This is a genomic window from Saccharopolyspora phatthalungensis, from assembly GCF_014203395.1.
Taxonomy (GTDB): domain Bacteria; phylum Actinomycetota; class Actinomycetes; order Mycobacteriales; family Pseudonocardiaceae; genus Saccharopolyspora; species Saccharopolyspora phatthalungensis.
Window position 1 is genome coordinate 1621936 of the sequence record NZ_JACHIW010000002.1, and the last position, 15591, is coordinate 1637526.

At 64.0% G+C, this 15591-nt stretch carries 14 protein-coding genes and 2 pseudogenes; 8 read left to right on the plus strand and 8 right to left on the minus strand.

Features of this window, described 5'->3' with window-relative positions; translation table 11 throughout:
- Positions 1–166 precede the first annotated feature (166 nt).
- Positions 167–889: a 5'-3' exonuclease gene (locus BJ970_RS33260; protein ID WP_184731608.1), complete on the plus strand. Its 723-nt coding sequence runs from the start codon at positions 167–169 to the stop codon at positions 887–889.
- A 204-nt stretch (positions 890–1093) separates the two neighbouring features.
- Here BJ970_RS33260 and BJ970_RS33265 read toward each other — a convergent pair whose 3' ends face one another.
- The 6 genes and pseudogenes from BJ970_RS33265 to BJ970_RS40270 all read right to left on the minus strand — a co-directional run.
- The gene (locus tag BJ970_RS33265; protein ID WP_184726914.1) at positions 1094–2350 is read right to left on the minus strand and encodes an IS701 family transposase; all 1257 of its coding nucleotides are present in this window, start codon (positions 2348–2350) and stop codon (positions 1094–1096) included.
- Positions 2351–2550: 200 nt separating this feature from the next.
- The gene (ltrA, locus tag BJ970_RS33270; RefSeq protein WP_184731610.1) at positions 2551–3789 is read right to left on the minus strand and encodes a group II intron reverse transcriptase/maturase; all 1239 of its coding nucleotides are present in this window, start codon (positions 3787–3789) and stop codon (positions 2551–2553) included.
- A gap of 187 nt (positions 3790–3976) precedes the next feature.
- A complete protein-coding gene (gene ltrA / locus BJ970_RS33275; RefSeq protein ID WP_221468362.1) occupies positions 3977–5278 on the minus strand; it encodes a group II intron reverse transcriptase/maturase in 1302 nt (433 codons plus the stop codon).
- 1153 nt (positions 5279–6431) lie between these two features.
- Complete coding sequence (locus BJ970_RS33280) at positions 6432–7436, minus strand: IS3 family transposase (protein ID WP_221468363.1); 1005 nt, start codon at positions 7434–7436, stop codon at positions 6432–6434.
- Complete coding sequence (locus BJ970_RS33285) at positions 7433–7870, minus strand: transposase (RefSeq protein ID WP_184731612.1); 438 nt, start codon at positions 7868–7870, stop codon at positions 7433–7435. Before BJ970_RS33285 ends, BJ970_RS33280 begins: the two co-directional genes overlap by 4 nt.
- A 45-nt stretch (positions 7871–7915) precedes the next feature.
- Positions 7916–8176: pseudogene (locus BJ970_RS40270) on the minus strand (GNAT family N-acetyltransferase); the annotation flags it as partial.
- Between the two features lie 77 nt (positions 8177–8253).
- Between BJ970_RS40270 and BJ970_RS33295 the strand changes: the two are divergent.
- The 6 genes and pseudogenes from BJ970_RS33295 to BJ970_RS40275 all read left to right on the plus strand — a co-directional run.
- Positions 8254–8577 carry a transposase gene (locus BJ970_RS33295; protein ID WP_184727273.1) on the plus strand — a complete coding sequence of 108 codons (324 nt, stop codon included), beginning with the start codon at positions 8254–8256 and terminating at the stop codon, positions 8575–8577.
- A complete protein-coding gene (locus BJ970_RS33300) occupies positions 8577–9317 on the plus strand; it encodes an IS3 family transposase (RefSeq protein WP_184727934.1) in 741 nt (246 codons plus the stop codon). The genes BJ970_RS33295 and BJ970_RS33300 overlap by 1 nt, the downstream gene beginning before the upstream one ends.
- Positions 9318–9380: 63 nt before the next feature.
- The gene (locus tag BJ970_RS33305; RefSeq protein ID WP_184725899.1) at positions 9381–10484 is read left to right on the plus strand and encodes a tyrosine-type recombinase/integrase; all 1104 of its coding nucleotides are present in this window, start codon (positions 9381–9383) and stop codon (positions 10482–10484) included.
- Positions 10453–12357 carry a tyrosine-type recombinase/integrase gene (locus tag BJ970_RS33310; protein ID WP_184727270.1) on the plus strand — a complete coding sequence of 635 codons (1905 nt, stop codon included), beginning with the start codon at positions 10453–10455 and terminating at the stop codon, positions 12355–12357. Before BJ970_RS33305 ends, BJ970_RS33310 begins: the two co-directional genes overlap by 32 nt.
- The gene (locus tag BJ970_RS33315; RefSeq protein WP_184731614.1) at positions 12354–12653 is read left to right on the plus strand and encodes a DUF6262 family protein; all 300 of its coding nucleotides are present in this window, start codon (positions 12354–12356) and stop codon (positions 12651–12653) included. The genes BJ970_RS33310 and BJ970_RS33315 overlap by 4 nt, the downstream gene beginning before the upstream one ends.
- Positions 12654–12713: 60 nt before the next feature.
- Positions 12714–12902: pseudogene (locus tag BJ970_RS40275) on the plus strand (integrase core domain-containing protein); the annotation flags it as partial.
- Positions 12903–12940: 38 nt separating this feature from the next.
- On the opposite strand, the gene BJ970_RS33325 reads toward BJ970_RS40275, so the two are convergent.
- Positions 12941–13117, minus strand: a complete 177-nt coding sequence (locus BJ970_RS33325) for a hypothetical protein (protein ID WP_184731616.1) — start codon at positions 13115–13117, stop codon at positions 12941–12943.
- A 382-nt stretch (positions 13118–13499) separates the two neighbouring features.
- On the opposite strand from BJ970_RS33325, the gene BJ970_RS33330 reads away from it, so the two are divergent.
- Positions 13500–14726, plus strand: a complete 1227-nt coding sequence (locus BJ970_RS33330) for an NsdA family TPR-like regulatory protein (RefSeq protein ID WP_184731619.1) — start codon at positions 13500–13502, stop codon at positions 14724–14726.
- Here BJ970_RS33330 and BJ970_RS33335 read toward each other — a convergent pair.
- The gene (locus BJ970_RS33335; RefSeq protein ID WP_184731620.1) at positions 14723–15379 is read right to left on the minus strand and encodes an HAD family hydrolase; all 657 of its coding nucleotides are present in this window, start codon (positions 15377–15379) and stop codon (positions 14723–14725) included. The genes BJ970_RS33330 and BJ970_RS33335 overlap by 4 nt on opposite strands.
- Positions 15380–15591: the final 212 nt, after the last annotated feature.

Genomic DNA, 15591 nt, shown 5'->3' on the forward strand with positions numbered 1-15591 from the left:
GTGGGCACCCGGCTGCCGCGGTCACAGGCTTTCGCATCACAAGGAGGATCCGTGCCCGCCACCGCACCGCCCAGGCTGTACGTCGACGGCCATAACCTGCTGCACCGCGCCGCGTTCGGGTTTCCCTGCCGTATCAGGTCCCGGAGCGGACGGGGACATTACTCTCGTGTTCGGGTTTTTCGCCCGCGTACGCGCTGGCGCACGCAGCCTTGAGGACGCTCCGGAGATCATTGTCGTCTTCGACGGCCAGGAAGGCGCCGCAGACCGCCGTACTCTCATGCCCGGCTACAAGCCGCCAGTTGCCGGTGACGAGGAGGTCTTTGCCGACCTACCGCTCCTCTACAAAGGCCTGGAACTGCTGGACATTCCCTGTGCTGAATATCCGTGCCGGGAGGCCGACGACATCATCGCCTCCTTCATCGCCGCGAACCCAGGACGCGAACACGTGATCATGTCTACCGACAAGGACTTCTATCAACTGCTATCGAACCAAGTGTCCGCATTGAACACCCAACGACGCGCGGACCGGCGGCGCATCGACGCAGACGAGGTCTACGACACCTACGCTGTTACACCGCACCAATGGTGCGACTACCGCGCCCTCACCGGAGACAAGTCGGACAACATTCCCGGAGTCCGTGGAATCGGCCCCAAGACAGCAAGCCGACTCCTCGCCGACGGAGCTCATCTGGAAGACCTCGCCGGGCTTGATCGCCTCACCGGTCGCACCGGAACCTTGATCCGAGAATGCTGGGACGACCTTCTTCTCTGGCGAACGCTCATCCAGCTCCGCACCGACATCCCCCTGCCGGCCGTCACCAGCCCGGGTGCACCTACTACTCCGTTCGCCGCACCAGAAATCGTCGGCGAACTTGGCCTGTGGAACTAAAGCCCGTGGGAACGCAGAATCTCAGGCGGGCTGTCCTGGCAGGTCGGAGCATTCCGTAACCCACCCCCTGGCGAGGTGGCGTTGGGGAGCAGTGTCATAGTAGGACTTTGTTAGGTGGTCATGGTGGTTGCTGGTGGCAGGTGGGGCATCGGCCTGTCCAGGTGGCCAGCAGGACCTGGAGGGCGTGGAGGATCTTGTAGAGAGTCAGGCCGCCCCAGGTGCTTTTGGGCTGGTCAACCGGAGTTCGGTGAGGAACAGATGGGCGGCGGAGGTGAGGGTGACGTGGCGGTGCCAGCCGGTGAAGGAACGCCCTTCGAAGTGGGTGAGCCCGAGCCCGGTCTTGAGTTCCCGGTAGTCGTGTTCGATGCGCCACCGGATCTTGGCCAGCCTCACCAGCTCACGCACCGGGGTGTCCTCGGGCAGGGTGGAGATCCAGTAGTCGGTGGGTTCGGGCTCGCGGGGCGGCCATTCGACCAGCAGCCAGCACACCGGCAGACTGCCGTCAGCCTCCCGGGGAATATCGCGGTTGGCCGGCCGCACCCGCAGGGCCAGGAACCGAGAGCGCATCGCAGCGGTGGGATTGCCCTGGGTTTTCTTGGTTCCCTGCCGCCAGGTCACCCACCGCAGGCCCGTGCGTCCGGCGGCGAGCACGAGATCCCGCAACGTGGCGGGCGTGTCCTGGTAGCGGGGTGCGGGCCGCCGTCCCCGGCCGGAATACGACGCGGCCACCGGCTCGGCGTCTGCGGGATGAGCGGTGGCGGCCGCCTTGACGGCCATCACATACGGCAGTCCTCGTGCGCCCAGTTCGCACCGGAAGGTCGCGTTATCGCCGTAGCCGGCATCACCGACCACCACCGGCGGAATGTGCCCCCAGGCGGCCAGTTCGTCGAGCATCTCCAACACCAGCCGCCACTTCGGGCGATACCCCTGATCCTCAGGAATGCCGCAACGTGCCCGCCGGGCGGCGATGCGTTCGGCCTCGGCGCCGGTCGCGCACTCATCATCCCAGCTCTGCGGGAGAAACAACCGCCAGTCCAGCGCGGCCGAACAGGCATCGGTGACCGCGTGCACGCTCACCGCGACCTGGCAGTTGGTGACCTTGCCCGCCGTGCCGGTGTACTGCCGGGCCACCCCCGGCGAGGCCTCGCCGTCCTTGAGATGCCCGGTGTCATCCAGCACGAACGCCTCCGGGCACACCACCTGCACCGCCCGCGCCGCCAACCGCCGCCGCACCACCGCATAATCCCACGTCGAGGACGTGATGAACTGCTGCAACCGCTGATGATCCACCCCCAACCGCTCGGCCATCGGCTGCATCGACTTACGCCGCCCGTCCAGCATCAGCCCCCGCAGATACAGCCCACCATTCGCCCGCTGCTCACTACGGACGAACGACGTGAACACCTCACCCGCGAATTCCTCCAAACGGTCACGGACAGCGTCAAGCTCAGCCGGCAGCATCCCAAGATCATCCCACACGATGATCTACAAGTAACAAAGCCCTAATAGAAGACGGAGAGTTTTCTCGAATGCGCGATTCACCGCTCCCCGGTCGGGCATGTACGGTAGTTGGTCGGGTGGCCGGAGGGAGTCTCACCCTCCGGCTCCCACGGAACGGAGCGTGACAGTCTCCCGTCACTCCGCTCTTCTCATCGAATCCGTTAGAACAGGCTTGTGCACGCCCAGTGTGTGAATAGTCCGGGTTCTCGTTCGACGAGCCCGGTCCACCACGCTTTGAAGCGTTTGAAGCTGCGCAGCCGCTTGTACTTCTTTTGGGCCCACCGCATCACGTAGGTGTTGATACGTCGCAGGAAGGGATACAACGCAGACTGGTAGAACCGGCCGTAGTACGTGATCCAGCCCGACACGATCGGATTGATCCAATCGGCGAGCTCTTTCAGGTCGAGTCCGGTGCGTAAGTGTATCCGCCATGTGCGGACCTGCTGCCCCATCGCCTTGAGCGCAGCGGGGCTGACGCCCGGCAGAAAGCCGGTATAGAACCGGCCATCCTTCTGCCGTGCCTTGCGAGGACGAAACGCATACCCCAGGAACGTGAACGACACTTGCTCGAACGAGCCCCGCCGTTTCGCGTCCTTGCAGTACACTATTTTGGTTTTGTCGGGATGCAACCGCAATCCGACGCTGTCCAGCCTCTCAGCGAGCGCGGCCCATACCTCACGGGCTTGACGCTCGGTCGCGCAGTGCACCACCGCATCGTCGGCATAGCGCTCGAACTGCACAGCCGGGAACTCCCGAGCGAGAAACAGATCGAACGCGTAATGCATGAAAAGGTTCGCCAGCACGGGCGAAACCGCAGAGCCCTGTGGGGTTCCTCGATCTCGCGCTTGCAAGGTCCCATCGGGCAGTTGAAGCGGCGCGACAAGCCACCGCTTCACATACAATACCACCCAACGTTGATCGGTATTCGCCTCCACGGCCTTGACCATGAGAGCGTGATCCACAGAGTCGAAGAACTTCTCGACATCAAGATCGAGAACCCAATCCTTCTTCCAGCACCGTTGCCGGCACCGCTGGACCGCCTGCAACGCTGACCGCCCAGGCCGATACCCGTAGGAGTCATCATGAAAGATCGACTCGGTGCGGGTTTCCAACGCCATCGCGACCACCGTCTGCGCAATGCGATCACCTACCGTGGGCACGCCGAGCATTCGCGTGCCCCCAGGCTTGGGGATCTCCACCGCCTTGACCAGCGGAGGGAAGTAGCTGCACGAGGACATCCGGTTCCAGATCTTGAACAGATTGTTCCGGAGATCCTTCTCGAACTCCTCGATCGACACACCATCCACTCCGGCCGCGCCCTGGTTCGCCCTGACTCGCCTGTATGCCTCCCACACCAGCTGCTTTGAAATATCAAACGGTTTGTCCTGCGGACCTGACATGCTCACTCGTTTCCTCCCGGACCACGTCCGGTTGTTCGCGCGAACAGATCTCCGATGAGCCGGCCCCTTCGCTCCGCCCCGATTACCAGGGCTTCCTCACTGTCGGGTCGGGGGAGGCGGCGGACCAGGGTCCGCTACCTCCGCCCGCCCTGCCGAACCGCTCGTGCAGTTTTCCCGCAAGCGGCTCTCAATGGGTATAGCCCTTCTGGCGGTAGTAATCGCGCATGCTGGGAATCAGTTGCAGCAGGTTGACCAGGCCATATTCACCGTAGAGGCGTTTCTCCGGCAGCGTGCGCCATCCGGCGTTTCGCCATCGTTTGAACCGCCATCCCCAGATTCGTCGCACGATCCACATGTTGAGTCGATTGAACAACCTGCGCACGTTCGCGCGCCGGTAATACATGCCCCATCCTCGAATCACCGGGTTCAGCATGTCGATCAACTCTTCCAGAGGCACCGCGATGCGCCGCCGTGTCAACGCGCGCACCTTGTCCTTGAACCGGTCGATCGACTGCTGCCGGGGAATCGCATACAAACCAATACCACCTTGTTTGAAGCGCAAACCCTTGCCCAAGCCGATCTTGTAGCCCAAGAACTCGAACCCCTGACTGACGTGCACGATTCTGGTTTTCTCCGGATGAATCCGCAGACCCAGTTCCTCCAGCACCGCACAGGCGCTCGCCAGCGCCCGCTCCGCTTCCTCCCGAGTCCGGCAGACTGCCAGCCAATCATCGGCATACCTGGTCACCTGGAATCCAGCCCGCTCCATCCGCTCGTCGAAAACGTGCAGATAAATATTGCTGAGCAAAGGACTAATGACTCCGCCCTGAGGCGTGCCCGCGACCGTGCTTTCGTAGACGCCGTCCCGCAGCGCTCCGGCCGTGAGAATCTGACGTATCAGACTCAACACTTTACCGTCGGCAACTCGTTCCGCCACAAGGGATACGAGCCTGTCATGCGAGATCGTCCCGAAGAAATCGGCGATGTCCGCGTCAACGATCCATCTCCCACCCGCCTGCAACTGTCCCCAGATCCGACGCATCGCCATGTGCGCCGACCGCTTCGGACGAAACCCGAAGCTGACCTCGGAGAACGTCGGCTCGAAAATCGGCTCCAGCACCTGCCGTATCGCCTGCTGGCATACCCGGTCCATGACCGTAGGAATCCCCAGTGGACGTTTGGCCGTCGATCCTGGCTTATCGATCTCCACCCGACGCACCGGCTGCGGACGATAACGCCCATCAGCCAGCCGCTGTCGCAATACCGTGAGATAGCGATCCTGCTCGCAGTCGAACCGGTCAATACTGACCCGATCCACACCACCCGCACCTCGGTTCGCTCGCACACGCTCCCACGCCCGCACCACATTGCGTGGATCGTGGATCTGACCGATCAGCGAGTGCGCCTTCCGCACCTGCATACGTTTCTTTCCTACCTGGCCCACCGTTGCGTGATTCCGAGTCTCCTCAGCCAACGCCGCCTCGGTCATTGCCTCAGCAACCATCAGTCCGGCGCCACCTACTCACTCGACACCACACCCCGACTCGCCATTTCCACCGTGATCCCTTCCCCAGGTCGATGCCTTTTGAGTCACCGCCCGCCGTCGCACCACCACGACGATCCCAAGGTTTCTGTTGTTCCTTGGTTCCTCAGTACCGTGGATCACTCCGACTTCTCGCACGGCATCACCAGCGATTTCACCTCGCGGCTTATACGCCCAGCTACCCAGCCCCGTCGAGCGGGACCGTACGAGACCTCCCGGGGTAACGCAGAGAACTTTCCCACCGCGCCGCCCGCACACACCTTGTTGTGTCCAGATGCCCCAAGTATTTCCTTCGCCCCCATAGTGCAGGCTCGGCATCACCTGGATCGGGCCGACCGGTTCGCCATATTCGGCTACGGCTCGGTGTTTCGCCTCAAACCCTTCAGACCCCACCTCACGGTGAGCGCCCTGTCCTGCGCCACTGGTCAGCACGACCCAACAGCCCAAGGCCATCACATCCACCTCCCAACAGCGCCCAGCGAGGCATTACCCCCGCCTTCGGCTACGGACCCCGCTTGGGGCCGGTCCGGCTGGACTTTCACCAGCAAGCTCTCTGCGCCGCCCGGCGCACACTACGAGCCGGTCCGCCAGCGAGTGCCGCATCGGTACTCGACGCCTCACGGTTTCCGCCGCTCGGCGCACTCCCTTTCGCCTTCCCGCGCCGCTTTCGGCACGCGGCGGGCTGTATCAGCACTCGCTTTCCCACGTTCCATGCAGAAGCCGCAGACCGGGCTCGCGCCGCCTCCATGCCGGACACCACCTGGCCAGCCAGCGGGCACCCGCCAGGCTCATCCCGGGACTACTTGAATGCCCCGGTTTCGATGTCGTCTGCAATTTTCGACACGTCATCAGCGGTTCGCTCTCGCTCGCCTTCCCGATCCCTACCTGACACATCACGTGTGCCTTTTCCTCAACGCTCACCACAACGGTCTTCAGCCAATGCGGCTTGAGGTGGTTTGACGCCTCCCCCCGCGGAGGCGACGCCGAAGGGCCACAAAACCTTCATCTCCTGCACAGCACCGCATTACATGGGGCGTCCTACAACCAACTCACTCCTTGCGTTCGTGGCACACTCAAGTCAAATTGAGACGGGTTGTGCTTAGTGGACTGGTTGCTGATCTTCGGTGGGTTGGTTGATCCAGGCCGTTTGGGGTAGTGCTGGTGGGTTGGGGCGGCGGGTGAAGCGTTCGGGGTGTGCGGCGTGGGCGCGGTCGAGGGTGGTTTGCCGTTGGGTGCGGATCTGTTCGGCTGTTCCGAAGTGGACGGAGGCAGGGGTGTGCAGGCCGATACCGGAGTGACGGTGTTCATGGTTGTAGCCCAGGAAGAAACCGTCGCAGAAGGCGCGGGCGTCCTCTAATGACCCGAACCTGCCGGGAAAGTCCGGCACGTACTTCATGGTCTTGAACTGGGCCTCGGAATAGGGGTTGTCGTTGGAGGTACGCGGGCGGGAATGTGACCGCAGGACACCGAGGTCGGTCAGGAGTTCGGAGACGGGTTTGGACACCATGGCCCCGCCCCGGTCGGCGTGGATCGTGTGCGGCTCGATGCCGTTGCGCGTGATGGCCTCGCCGAGGAATTCTTTGGCTACGACGGAGTCTTCGGCTGCGGCGACCAGCCAGCCGGTCACGTACCGGGAGAAAATGTCCATCACGACATAGCACTTGTACCAGACCCCTTTCACCGGGCCTTTGAGCGCGGTGATATCCCAGGACCACACCTGGGAGGGTCCGTGCGCGAGAAGTTCCGGGCGTGTGCGGGGCGGATGGGTGGCTTGCCGCCGGCGCTCCCGGACCTGTCCGGCGGCGCGGGCGATGCGGTACATCGTGGAAACCGAGCAGTGATAGCGCCCCTCGTCGAGTTCCCGCGCCCAGACCTGCGGGATCGCCAAATCCTGGTAGCCAGGACTAGCCAGAAGGTCCAGCACGGCCTGCCGTTCGTCCTCGGTCAGGGTCGCCGGCGGAGGGGAACGCGGCAGCCACGGACCATGCACCGGGCCCTGTGGCTTGGCCCGCCGGTAATGGGTGGCGCGGGCGATCCCGGTCAGCTCACACGAGCGACGCACCGAGACCTGCGCTGCGCGGAGTTCGGTGAACGCGGTGGTCATGATGTCCTCGGCGGCTCGTCGCTGCCCGCGCTCTCGGACAGATCTTCCAAGAGCGCGTGCGCTTTTCCCATGATGTCCAACGCCATCCGGGTCTTGCCCAGATCAGACTTTAGTTTCTCGTTCTCCCGGCGCAGCTTCTCCAACTCCAACTGCTCGGCGGTCTTCTTCGACCGCTTCGGCGCCGCCCAGCCGGCACCACCGGCGGAGCCGGCGGAGAAAACGCCGGCGTCACGGGCACGCGTCCACTCGATGACGTGGGAGGAATACAAACCCTCCCGCCGCAGGATCGCGCCCTTCTCCCCGTTCGGAGCGTTCTCATACTCAGCGACGATCGCCAGCTTGTACTCCGGGCTGAACACCCGCCGCGACGGCCGCGCGGCAGGATCAGACTGCCTGCTCGGGTCGCCGGACCTGTCAGATGATGAAGTGGACACGTCTACCAGGATCTCCGATCCCGCCCTCGCTCAGGCACCCGGCACTCACACCAGGTGTCTCATCTCATCCTGACAAAGAGGGTGTACGGGGGGATGGTATCCGGCCTCCTCGTACAACTTGAGAGCGTCTGCGTTCTTCGCGCCGCTCTCAAGACGGATCCGTCGGGAGCCTGCTTGGAGTGCGAAGCGCTCCAACCGTGTGAGGATTAGGCGACCCAGGCCCCGTTTTCGCAGTCTCGGGGTTCTGTACATCTTCTTGATTTCGACGGTGTCGTTGAGGAGGCGGTGACATCCGCCGCAGGCAACCGGTTCGCCGTGTGGGGTTCCCCCGGGGTAGTGGACACCACGTTGGCAGGATTGGTTCCTGCTGGAAGGATGTCCTCATGCCTCCTCGTAAGCGTCGGTCGTTCACGGCCGAGTTCAAGGTCGAGGCTGCGCATCGTGTGATCGATTCCGGCCGCACGATCGCTGAAGTAGCTCGTGAGTTGGGTCTCAACGACGGGTTGCTGAATAACTGGGTCAAGGATGAGCGGCGCAGGATCGCCGCGGCCGAGGTCCAGGGCGAGAAACCTTTGGAGGCGGCGGAGCGGGCCGAGTTGCTGCGGTTGCGCAGACAGGTCGCCGAGTTGGAGAAGGACAACGCGTTCCTGGTAAAAGCCTCGGCGTACTTTGCCGCGATGCAGAAGAAACCCAACGGTTCGATCTGATGGCCAAGTACGCCGGCCCCGACACGCTCGCCGAGACCGGCACCGACACCAACAGCGGTGGAGGCAAGGCCGGGCGGTTCTCGGTGCGTCGCATGGCGCGACTTCTGGGCGTGTCGGCCTCGGGCTACTACGCGCATGTCAAACGCGCGGCGGCTACCGTGCTGACACCACGCGCACAGCGCCGGGCGGACCTCGAGGTGAAGATCACCCAGATACACAAGGAGTCCGGCGGCACCTACGGGTCACCCCGCATCACCGCCGAACTGCGTGCGCGGGGCGAGGTGGTCAGCGAGAAGACCGTCGCCAAGATCATGGCCGGCATCGGGATGGAGGGCATCAGCCCGCGCACATTCAAGGTGAAAACCACCGTGGCCGACCCGCATGCGTCGTTCCCACCGGACCTCATCGACCGGGAATTCGACCAAGGCCGCCTGGACGCGGTGTGGCTGACCGATATCACCTACCTGTCCTGCGGTGAGGGCGAGATGTATCTGTGCGCGGTCCGGGACGGTCATTCCCGGAAAGTGCTCGGCTACAGCATCTCCGAGCACATCGGCTCGGAGATGGTCACCGAGGCCATCGACGCCGCTGTCGCTACCCGAGGCGGCCGGTGTCGTGGCACGATCCTGCATTCCGACCGTGGCGGGGAGTACACCGGTGGCCTGACCGTGCAGGCGTGTTTCCGGCACGGGCTGCGCCGGTCGATGGGCGCGACCGGGATCTCCCTCTTAACCGGCTAATGGTTGTGTTTGTCCAGGTCAGCGACACGCTGCGGTAGTGGTACTTGCCGGTTGGCTGCGTTCATGGCTGGTACGTCTGTTCCTTTGGGTATCGAGGCCGGTCTTCGGCTTGAGGAACGGGACGGTGGCTGGGCGTTGGCCGGGCCGGCCGCGTCGCGGTTCGGGTTGGTGGATGAGTACCTGGCGTATTTGGCCGATCGGAACTATTCACCGAAGACCGTGCGTGCCTATGGATACGACGTGTTGGCGTTCTGCCGGTGGCTCGTCGTTGAGGAGCAGCCGTTGCCGGAGGTGACCACGGAGGTGTTGTTGCGGTTCTTGCGTGCCTGCCGGGAGGCTACGGTTGCGGGCAGGCCGGGGCCGAACGTGGTCACGTTGTCGGGCCGTCGGATGGATCAGTATGCCCCCACGACGATCAATCGGCGGTTGGCGGCGATCTCGGGTTTGTTCGCGTTCGCCGCGATGCGGGATCCGGACGTGAAAAACCCAGTCCCCAGAGGCAAGGAGGCCCGCTGGCTGGTAGCGGGTGAGCGCAGCGGGATGCTCGCGCACACCGTCCGTCGGCCGAAAACCCGTTCGTCGCTTCGGCTCCGGGAGCCTCGTCGTCTGCCCACGGCGCTGTCGCAGTCGGATGCGGCGGAGCTTCTGGCGAGTTTTCATGCGTGGCGGGACCGGGCGATCGCGGGCTTGATGCTGTATTGCGGGCTGCGTTCCGCCGAGGTGCTGGGCCTGGACGTCGTCGACGCCGATATCGGCGGCCGATGGCTGCGGGTGGTCGGTAAGGGCCAGCGGGAACGCCGGGTCCCGCTGGATGCCGACGTCGCTTCGGTGATCCAGGTGTATTTGCTGGCCGAGCGGCCCGAATCCGCAAGCGCCCGTCTGTTTCTCGTGGCCAAGGGGCCGAACCGGGGCCAGCCGTTGACTGCGGCCGGGTTGCGCACGATCTTCCGCTATCACCGTGGGCTTACCGGCGTCGTCGGCGGGCATCCTCACGCGCTGCGACACACCTTCGGCACCGCCCTGGCCGAAGCGGGGGTCGATCTCGCGGTGATGCAAGCGTTGCTCGGACACGCTCATGTCGACACCACCGCCCGTTACATCCATTTGGCTCCGGCGCATGTGAAAGCAGAATTCGATGCCGCTCGCGATCGCATCCGCTCCCAGTGATGATCTGCACGCCGCCTACTTGGACTACCTGCGGCGGACCGGACGCGGAAACACCGCCTACACGGGGGCGGCTCGGGTGTTCTTCCAGCGCTGGCCAGACCCCGGGCAGTGGGCGGTGCAGCCTTTGGAGACCCGCTTGTCGGCGGGAAGCTCGACCCGGCCGATCATCACGTTCCTGATGCTGCATCGGGTGCTGCAACCGGGCTATGACTATCTGCTGGAACGCAAGCTTTCCAGCATCTGGAGGGAGGTCAAGGATTCACCGCTGGGTCCGGATCTCGATCGGTTCATGGCCGCGGCCGCCGAGCTCGGGTTCACCGAACGGGTCCGGTTCGCCACCGGTTCCCAAGTTCCGGTCCGGCTGCTGATCCAGACTGGACGGTCGCTGGATCTGCTCACCGTGGCCGATCTGGACGAGTTCCGGGCTGCGTGCCAGGAGCGGGAGACGCGAACTGGCAAGGGGCACAGGCACTATCTGGCGTCGGTCAGCAATGCCCAACGGGTGCTGTTTTACTTGGGAATCGTCGATGAGCTGCCACGCTCGGGCGGGCCGGTCCCGTTCGCCGACCGGCTCGCCGACCTGCGGCCGCCGATCCGCGAGACGGTGATCGCCTATCTGGAACGCAAGCGGGCGACCTGTCAGCCCAAAACGGTGTCGGCCTTCGCGACCCGGCTCAAGCACTTCGGGGTCTTCCTGGCCGAGGTCGATCCCGGACTCGGCTCCATCGCCGAGCTGGATCGCCGCAAGCACATCGAGCCCTACCTGAGGTCGCTGGTCGACGCGGTCAACCCGAAAAACGATCAGCCGATCACCGTCGCGGACCGATCCCGGCGAGTGCTCGCGCTGATGGGATTCCTGACCGATATCACCGAGTGGGACTGGCCCGACGCGCCACCCCGCAAGCTGATATTCCGCGACGATGTCCCCAAACTCCCGCACACGCTGCCCCGCTACCTGCCCCTCGACGTCGACCGCCGACTCACCGCAGTGCTGACCGAACACCCCGGCAACGAACTCGCCGCAGCCGCCCTGCGACTGCAACGCAGCTGCGGACTGCGGATCGGGGAACTGCTCGACCTCGAGCTCGACTGCGTCCACGAAGTCCCCGACCACGGCAGCTGGCTGAAAATCCCGCTCGGCAAACTGGAGACCGAGCGCATGATCCCCATCGATGACGACATCCTCGACCTAATCGACCACATCACCGCCATCCGCTCCCACGGACGGCCGATGCCGCACCCTCGCTACCGGCGCCGGGCCCAGTTCCTGTTCACCCACCACGGCCGACGCCTCTCCCAAAGCGCGGTCCGTCACGAACTCGACCGCGCCGCCCAGTCCGCGGGACTCGACCACCTCACCCCGCACCAGCTCCGCCACACCTACGCCACCGCCCTGGTCAACGCCGGCGTCTCACTCCAAGCACTGATGGCGCTACTTGGCCACGTCTCCGCCGAGATGAGCCTGCGCTACGGTCGGCTGTTCGACACCACCGTCCGAGCCGAATACGAACGAGCCCTCGACCTCGCCAAACAACAGGCCCGCACCCCCACCACCGGCACGATCAGCCTGCCACTGGCCGACATCACCGGCGGAGCCGACTGGAAGAACACCCCATTGCTCAAATCCCGTCTGGCCGGCGGGTTCTGCCTCCGCGCACCCGCCCAAGGCGCCTGCGCCTACGCCAACATCTGCGAGCATTGCCCCAGCTTCCACACCGAACCCAGCTCGCTGCCCATCCTGGCCGCCCAACGCGTCGACGCCGAAGCACTCGCCCGCGACGCCGAACAACGAGGCTGGATCGCCGAAGCCCAACGCCACCAACGACTCATCGCCCGACTCGACATTCTGATCAACGAGGCCCAAGCCGGATGACCACCACCAGCACCCTGGGCCGCGTCGAACGCGCCTGCGTCCAGCTCCACCACGACGGCCACGCCGTCACCTTCACCGCCGTCGCCGCCCACACCGGGCTGGGCCGCACCACCCTCTACCGCAACCCAACCCTGCGCGCCGTCATCGAGGAACACCGATCTCGATCCGCCACCAGCGGCACCCTCACCAGCCTCACCGACGAGATCACCACCCTCCGCACCGCCCTCGACGCCCTCGCCACCCGAGTACGCCGCCACGAAGAACAACTCCGACGCCTCACAGCTCGAAACGACTAAAAGCGTTAACCGGCCAACAACCGGAAACCACGATCATTAGCCGGATAATGCTGGGACAACAGCCCTGCGGAATCGTTCTGGTCCACGTTCAAACACGAGCACTACTACCGGCATACCTACGCCACACAAGCGGAACTTGTTGACACAGTTGACAATTGGGTTCGCTTCTACAATGCTGTCCGGCGGCACTCCGCGATCGGGATGCTCAGTCCCGACGACTACGAGAACTCACTTCGAGCGGCTGCCTGAATCCCCATAAACCCCCTGTCCACCACTCGGGGGGAACCTCAGTGGAGGTAGGCGACGACGAACAGTCCTCGTGGCGGTGTGAATTCTGCGGCGTCGACCCATGCGGGGTCGGCATGACCATAGAGGCTGAGCTGGAAGTGTTCCAGCTGAGCCATGAGCCCGGCGGCGTCGGGATGGTCGGCCGCGATGTCACGCAGTACCGGGTTCTCAGTCATGGCTTAACCCTGCCTCATCGAGGGCGTGGCACGCCGAGTCAGCATCCGTGACCGTGTCAGCCAGGAGTTCACGGTCCCGTACCGGCGCACTCACGGCTCGGATGGGCTCACGGAGTCGAGAGGTGGGTTGGACCTGCGCGTCAGGTGGCCACTGGTGGGCCATTGCTTGCCAGCGGTAGTCGGTTGGTGACGCACGGCGTCGATCGTTCTACGCTGCGGGCGACACTGCTCAAGTAGTGCGAGGGGTCTCGATGGGGGTACCGCACCGTTATCCGCCGAATAACCGTTTGGCCTGGGAACGGATGCAGCGTGGCTGGAGCCACGACGAGCTGGCGAGCCAGCTCCTGCAGAGCATGGAAAGGGAGGGGATGGGCCTGCTGCCTTGAACGGCCATACCTGCCGGCGCTGGGAGACCGGCGAGCGCCGGCCCGAGGTGCGGTTTCGTAAGCATCTCGTGCTTGTGTTCGGGCTAGAGGCGAGCGGCCTGGGCTTGCTCACCTCGGAGGAGCTGTCCCTTAGGCCATGTGATGACGAGCACGGTTCTTGTGTGAGGAGGCTGCTGATTATGTCCGCAGGTTTACCGGAAAGCTTTACCCGGCAACAGTTCGTCCGTGGCGTGGTGGGGTTTGGACTGCTTCCGCTGATCGCGCCGCTGGATGCGACCGCCGAGGCCGCGGACACCCTGGCGTACGCAGGTGAGGCGGATTCAGGAGTGAATTCCGCCTCAGCTGCGGCCTATGCGGAAATCACTGCGGCCCAACGGGCGCTGTACTGGTCGGCTCCACCACAGGAGTTGCTGAACGCCGTAGCCGAGCACACGCGGTTCGGCGTCCGGTTGATGCAGAGAACCTCACACAGCGAGCACCGTCGCCGCTTGGCATTCGCCTTGACAGAGTCGGCGTTGCTGTCCGCGCGACTGGCATTTTTCGACCTCCGCGACGCTGACCGAGCCGGGCGGTTCTTCGACACTGCCCGCGAGGCCAGCTTGGAGGCGCGTGACCATGCACTGAGTGCGGCTGTGTTGGCGCACAACAGCTTCATCCCCGGCTTCGCTCACGACAAGGAAGCCGCGCTTCCCCTGATTGCCGCAGCCCACGCCCACGCTAAGCACGCTGGCGGGAAGTTGCTGCGTTCGTGGGTGCACTCGGTCAGTGCCGAGATCGCTGCCAAACTCGGCGAGGTCCAGGCCAGCCTCCGTTCTATCGGCAATGCGCAAGACGCTCTGGTCGCCGAAGGCGGGAACCCGGACCCTGTCTGGCTGGATTTCTACGATGAATCACGGCTACACGGATTTGCTGCCAGCGCCCAGTTGGCGGCTGGACGCTACGCAGCGGCGGCAAGAAACTTGACCACGGCACTAGAGGGACTCGGGCCGCATGAGGGCAAGCAGCATTCAGTACTGCTGCTCGACTTGGCGCTGGCATATGCCCAAGAGGATGCTGATCGGTCCGCTGCCGCCGTAGCCGACGCATTGGAATCGCTCCAGAAAACGTGGTACGGCACGGCCGCCGAGCGAATTCCCTCTGTCCTCACCCAACTGTCCCACACGCCACACGCTCGTATGCTTGAGGACCGCGTGCGCGCGCTCACGTCGACGAGATCGGTCTAGACATCGTGGGCGTTGTGTGCACGTACGAGTTCGGGTAGGTCGGCGAGGTCGGCGATTCGAAAAAGGCAGTGATCGGCTGATGCCTCATCTTCGAGGATGTAGCCCCACGGCCCTCGCCGAATCAGCGCTGTTTGGAGCCCTAAAGCTTGGGCAGGGCGCACGTCATTGTCCAGCCGGTCCCCCACATACAGAATGTGCTCGGGGGCGCAGCGTGCTTCCTCGATCAGACGGCCGAAGAACTCCGGACTTGGTTTTTCAGCGCCCCAGCTGTCCGAAGTGCCGAGTACGTCGGTCGGCAGAGCGAGAGCTTTCAGGATCGACTCAGCCCGAGCCGTCTGGTTTCCGGCAATACCGACTTGCACGCCCATGTTGCGGAGCTCCCGCAAACAGGGGCGTACGTCGGGATACAGGTTTGTCTCGTCGAAACTCTCGGGCTGCCCGGCATCGGCTCGGCGCTGGCGCTCCTGGCCTAGATCAAAGCCTGGCTGGAAGTATTGAAAGGCCTGCCGATAGTCCTGACCGCGGGCAATGGCCGCACCGAACACCGCAGAGAATGTATGACGCGGGACCCCCAACCAGTCAGCCCAGGTGCCGTACTCTCTGGTCTCGTCCACCAACGTCTCACCAACGTCGAAAAAGACCGCACAAATCACGGGTACCTCCTGACAGTTTGTGATGTTGCTGCAAGAGCCTAGTCGGCCATGCCGTGCCGCTGTCCGCTGCCCCGCAAAACGCAATGTCACTTTCTGGACCTCGCTCGGGCGGTAAGCAATGGCCCGCCAGTGGCCAATACTGGAAAGAGCACTTTTCTGCTGTACTCGGTGGACAAGAACTGCCCTTGGGCCTTCGTTGAGCCTGCTGTGAC

Coding starts and splice junctions, on each gene's coding strand:
- BJ970_RS33305 (WP_184725899.1), top strand. CDS start 9,381: ATGGCTGGTACGTCTGTTCCTTTGGGTATCGAGGCCGGTCTTCGGCTT.
- ltrA (WP_221468362.1), bottom strand. CDS start 5,278: ATGACCGAGGCGGCGTTGGCTGAGGAGACTCGGAATCACGCAACGGTG.
- ltrA (WP_184731610.1), bottom strand. CDS start 3,789: ATGTCAGGTCCGCAGGACAAACCGTTTGATATTTCAAAGCAGCTGGTG.
- BJ970_RS33280 (WP_221468363.1), bottom strand. CDS start 7,436: ATGACCACCGCGTTCACCGAACTCCGCGCAGCGCAGGTCTCGGTGCGT.
- BJ970_RS33295 (WP_184727273.1), top strand. CDS start 8,254: ATGCCTCCTCGTAAGCGTCGGTCGTTCACGGCCGAGTTCAAGGTCGAG.
- BJ970_RS33310 (WP_184727270.1), top strand. CDS start 10,453: ATGCCGCTCGCGATCGCATCCGCTCCCAGTGATGATCTGCACGCCGCC.
- BJ970_RS33325 (WP_184731616.1), bottom strand. CDS start 13,117: ATGACTGAGAACCCGGTACTGCGTGACATCGCGGCCGACCATCCCGAC.
- BJ970_RS33315 (WP_184731614.1), top strand. CDS start 12,354: ATGACCACCACCAGCACCCTGGGCCGCGTCGAACGCGCCTGCGTCCAG.
- BJ970_RS33265 (WP_184726914.1), bottom strand. CDS start 2,350: ATGCTGCCGGCTGAGCTTGACGCTGTCCGTGACCGTTTGGAGGAATTC.
- BJ970_RS33300 (WP_184727934.1), top strand. CDS start 8,577: ATGGCCAAGTACGCCGGCCCCGACACGCTCGCCGAGACCGGCACCGAC.